This window comes from Oceanicaulis sp. UBA6590, from assembly GCF_002433705.1.
Lineage (GTDB): Bacteria > Pseudomonadota > Alphaproteobacteria > Caulobacterales > Maricaulaceae > Oceanicaulis.
The window spans coordinates 1-3385 of record NZ_DJIQ01000015.1 but is presented as its reverse complement, the minus strand read 5'-3'; the positions used below and the strand labels follow the sequence as shown (position 1 = coordinate 3385).

Annotated in this window: 3 protein-coding genes and 1 pseudogene; 1 reads left to right on the top strand and 3 read right to left on the bottom strand. The window is 65.3% G+C overall.

All coding sequences use genetic code 11. The features are described 5' to 3' along the window. Both B2Z70_RS15410 and B2Z70_RS02945 read right to left on the bottom strand, forming a co-directional pair. Positions 1-155: pseudogene (locus B2Z70_RS15410) on the bottom strand (HNH endonuclease); the annotation flags it as partial. A 210-nt stretch (positions 156-365) separates the two neighbouring features. Beyond that, on the bottom strand, positions 366-1028 hold the full coding sequence (locus tag B2Z70_RS02945; protein WP_009801823.1) for an alpha/beta hydrolase: 663 nt from the start codon (positions 1026-1028) through the stop codon (positions 366-368). 101 nt (positions 1029-1129) lie between these two features. Between B2Z70_RS02945 and gluQRS the strand changes: the two genes are divergently transcribed. Continuing rightward, positions 1130-2002 (top strand): tRNA glutamyl-Q(34) synthetase GluQRS, encoded by an 873-nt coding sequence (gene gluQRS / locus B2Z70_RS02940; RefSeq protein WP_292980806.1) that lies wholly within the window; start codon positions 1130-1132, stop codon positions 2000-2002. Here the strand turns inward: gluQRS and B2Z70_RS02935 are convergent. Further along, positions 1999-3246 carry an MFS transporter gene (locus B2Z70_RS02935; protein WP_292980803.1) on the bottom strand — a complete coding sequence of 416 codons (1248 nt, stop codon included), beginning with the start codon at positions 3244-3246 and terminating at the stop codon, positions 1999-2001. The genes gluQRS and B2Z70_RS02935 overlap by 4 nt on opposite strands. Positions 3247-3385 lie beyond the last annotated feature (139 nt).

Below are 3385 nucleotides of genomic sequence, written 5' to 3'. Positions count from 1 at the left end.
TTGTATTCGGAGACAATGTCCACACGCTCAAGGAAGGCCGCCTTGATGGCTTCCTGCCAGGGCCAGGTGGACAGGGGGTAATAGGACAGCGGTTGATAGTCCGCGTTCAGGACAAGGCATCTCAGGTCATCAGGCGCAGCCTTAAAGACCCGCATGACCGCCCCCGCACCTCAGCGCCGGGCGGCGCGTTTGAAGGAGGATGGCCCCCTGATATGCAAGCGTCGTCTTGAAGACGCGCCTCCCTCTTAGCCATCGGGCTGATCCATCCAGCGAATCAACAACCCGGTCCTTGAGACAGGCGCACAATACGCCTGTTCGCATGACATGGCTATGACACAGGCTCGACGCTTGTTTGACAGTCGCGCCTAGCCGCGCAGACGCCCTGATAGCGCCGCCTCGATGAACTGCTGACCGAGCTCCAGCCCGTCCGGGCCGATGGAGTGGGGAATGCCGCGCGAAATGTGGAACTGCGCGCCATGGCCGGCTTCGGCGAGCCCCTGGGCCGCCATGAAGGTCATGCCCACAGGCAGCACGTCATCACTGTCGCCATGGATCAGCATGATGGGCGGCTTGGCGGTCATTTCAGACTTCAGCCGCTCGGGCCCCGGCAGCGCGCCGGAATAGCCGATGACACCCGCCGGCGCGACCTCGCGCCGGAGCGCGGTGTGCAGCGCCATCATCGTGCCTTGCGAGAAGCCGATCAGGACGAGGTTTTCCGGGGCGACCTCCCAACGGCGCAATTCGGACGCGACGAATTGTTCCGCCGTCGCGTGGGCCGATCGCACCCCCTGTTCCATGGCGACCGGATCCAGGCGGGAGATCGGGAACCATTGATAGCCGCCCGGCGCGCCGGGCACGGATTCGGGCGCATCGGGCGACGCCCAGGCCACGTCGGGAAAATGCGGCGCCCAGTGCTGGGCGAGACCTGCGAGATCCGCGCCATTGGAGCCATAGCCATGAAACAGGATGACCAGCTTTTTCGCCTGCCCGGATTTGGGTGCGATGCGCGGACCGTCGATCAGGATCATGGGTGTGCCCTTCCATTGTGTGCGCGGCGATCATAGAGCGCTGACCGGACAGGAAAACCCCAAGTCTCGCACTCGCTTCAGCGCGATGATATGCAAGCGCCATGAGCGCCTTCAGAACCCGTTTCGCCCCCTCGCCCACGGGCTATCTGCATCTGGGGCACGCCTTCTCGGCCCTGACCGCGTTTGACGCGGCGCGGGAGGCGGACGGCGTGTGTCTGCTGCGGATCGAGGATATCGACACGAACCGCTGCAAGCCCGACTTCGAAGCCGCGGCGCTGGAGGATCTGGACTGGCTGGGCTGCAACTGGCCTGAACCGGTCCGTCGCCAGAGCGAGCATTTCCCCGAGTATCATGTAGCGCTTGAAACCCTCGCTGCGCGAGGCCTCGTCTATCGGTGTTTCAAGACCCGGCGGGAGATTGCCGAGGACATCGCCCGCGCGCCGCACCATCCCGGCGAAGGGCCCGAAGGCGTGATCTATCCCGGCCCGCCAGAGCCGATGAGCGCGGACGAGGAGGCCGAACGGCTGGAACGAGGCGAGGCGTTTTCATGGCGGCTCTCCATCAATGCGTGCCGCGATCATCTCGGCGCCGCCTTTGACCGTCTGTGCTTTGTCGAAACCGGCGAAGGCCCCGAAAGCGAGACCGGCGAGGTGCGGGCGCGTCCCGAAACGCTGGGAGACGTGATCCTGGGCCGCAAGGATGTGGGCACGAGCTATCACCTCGCCTGCACCCATGATGATGCGCTGCAGGGCGTCACCCATGTGATCCGGGGCGTGGACCTGTATTTCGCCACGCATCTGCATCGGCTGTTGCAGGAGCTGATGGGCTGGTCGGTCCCGATCTATCGCCATCACCGGCTGATGCTGGATGAAAGCGGCAAGCGCTTCGCCAAGCGCGACCGCTCGCTCACCCTGCGCGCCCTGCGGGAGGCGGGCGAGACGCCCGAAACCCTGCGCGAACGGGTCGGCCTCTAGGCGCTCGTCTGGCGCTTTCTCATCACGAACAGGGCGAGCGCGATGACGTTGAACACCGCCGCCATCACGAAGGGCGCGCCCGGAAACACAACGCCGCCCACGCCGTTCTGGAAGGCGAAGAAAAGCTGTGTGTAGATGAGCGGGCTGAGGATCAGCACGATCGCGCCCAGCCCGGACAGGCCGCCCTGCAGTTCGCCCTGGGCGTCCGGCGGGGTCCGCTCGGTCATCACCTTCTGAAGCGCCGGCCCCTCCATCCCCGTGAACAGGGCTGGCAGAAGCCACAGATAGAGCACCAGGGTCGTCGGCGCTGTCGCCAGACCAATCAGCGCCACGGCTTCAAGCGCAAAAGCGATCCAGATCACGCGCCGCTCGCCAATGCGCGGCATCAGGAAAGGAGTCACAACCGCCTGGCAGATCACGAACAGAACGCCATAGGCGGCGAGCGAAATGCCGATCTCGCCTTCGGTCCAGCCAAACTTGGCGATAGCGATATAGGACCAGACCGCCGGATATACGAAACCGGCCAGCTGGGACAGGAAATAGACCCAGACCAGTACGCCCAGCCCCTCGGCCCGGCGCAGACGCAACAGGGTGGCGATGGAATTGGACCGCTTCCAGGAAAAGGGCCGGCGGTGCTCGGGCTTGAGGGATTCAGGCACCACGAACCAGCCATAAAGCGCATTCACGCCCGCAAGCGCAGCGGCGGCGAAGAAGGGCGCGCGTGGGGTCAATTCGCCCAGAAGCCCGCCCAGCGCCGGCCCCAGGACGAACCCCGCCCCCATCGCCGCGCCCAGAAGGCCAAAACGTCGGGCGCGTTCTTCGGGCGTGGAAATGTCGGCGATATAGGCGTTGGCGGTAGAGTGCGTGGCGGCGAAAACGCCTGAGAGCAAGCGCGCGATGAAGAACACGACCAGCGCGTGGGCGAGCCCCATCAGCAGGAAGTCCACCATCAGGGCGGTCAGTGACAATAAAAGCACCGGGCGGCGCCCCAACCGGTCCGACAGCCCGCCGATGATGGGCGAGAAGACGAACTGCATCAGCGCGAACACGAAGGTGGCGATGCCGCCCCAGCGCGCCGCCTCCCCGACCCCGCCGCCCGTGAGCTCCATCAGGAGGCTGGGCAGGACCGGAATGATGAGCGCAAAGCCCAGAGCATCGATCGCCACCGTGCCCGTGATGAAGACGGTGGCGGCGGCGCGGGGGGCGGGCTTCACGGAGGCTGGATCGGGCGAGTTCTGGATCATGCCTGTCTATGCGCAGACCCGAGAACAACCAGCAAGCCCGGATCTGGGGCGCGTCTTATTGCGTCCGCGTCACATAAGGCATAGGCGCTGCGCTCTCGATCTCGACCTGGCTCAGGAAACCGTCCATGACGCAGCGCGC

What these genes read in the sequence shown, in the direction of transcription:
- B2Z70_RS02945 (WP_009801823.1), bottom strand. Translation starts at nt 1,028, where the DNA reads ATGATCCTGATCGACGGTCCGCGCATCGCACCCAAATCCGGGCAGGCG.
- gluQRS (WP_292980806.1), top strand. Translation starts at nt 1,130, where the DNA reads ATGAGCGCCTTCAGAACCCGTTTCGCCCCCTCGCCCACGGGCTATCTG.
- B2Z70_RS02935 (WP_292980803.1), bottom strand. Translation starts at nt 3,246, where the DNA reads ATGATCCAGAACTCGCCCGATCCAGCCTCCGTGAAGCCCGCCCCCCGC.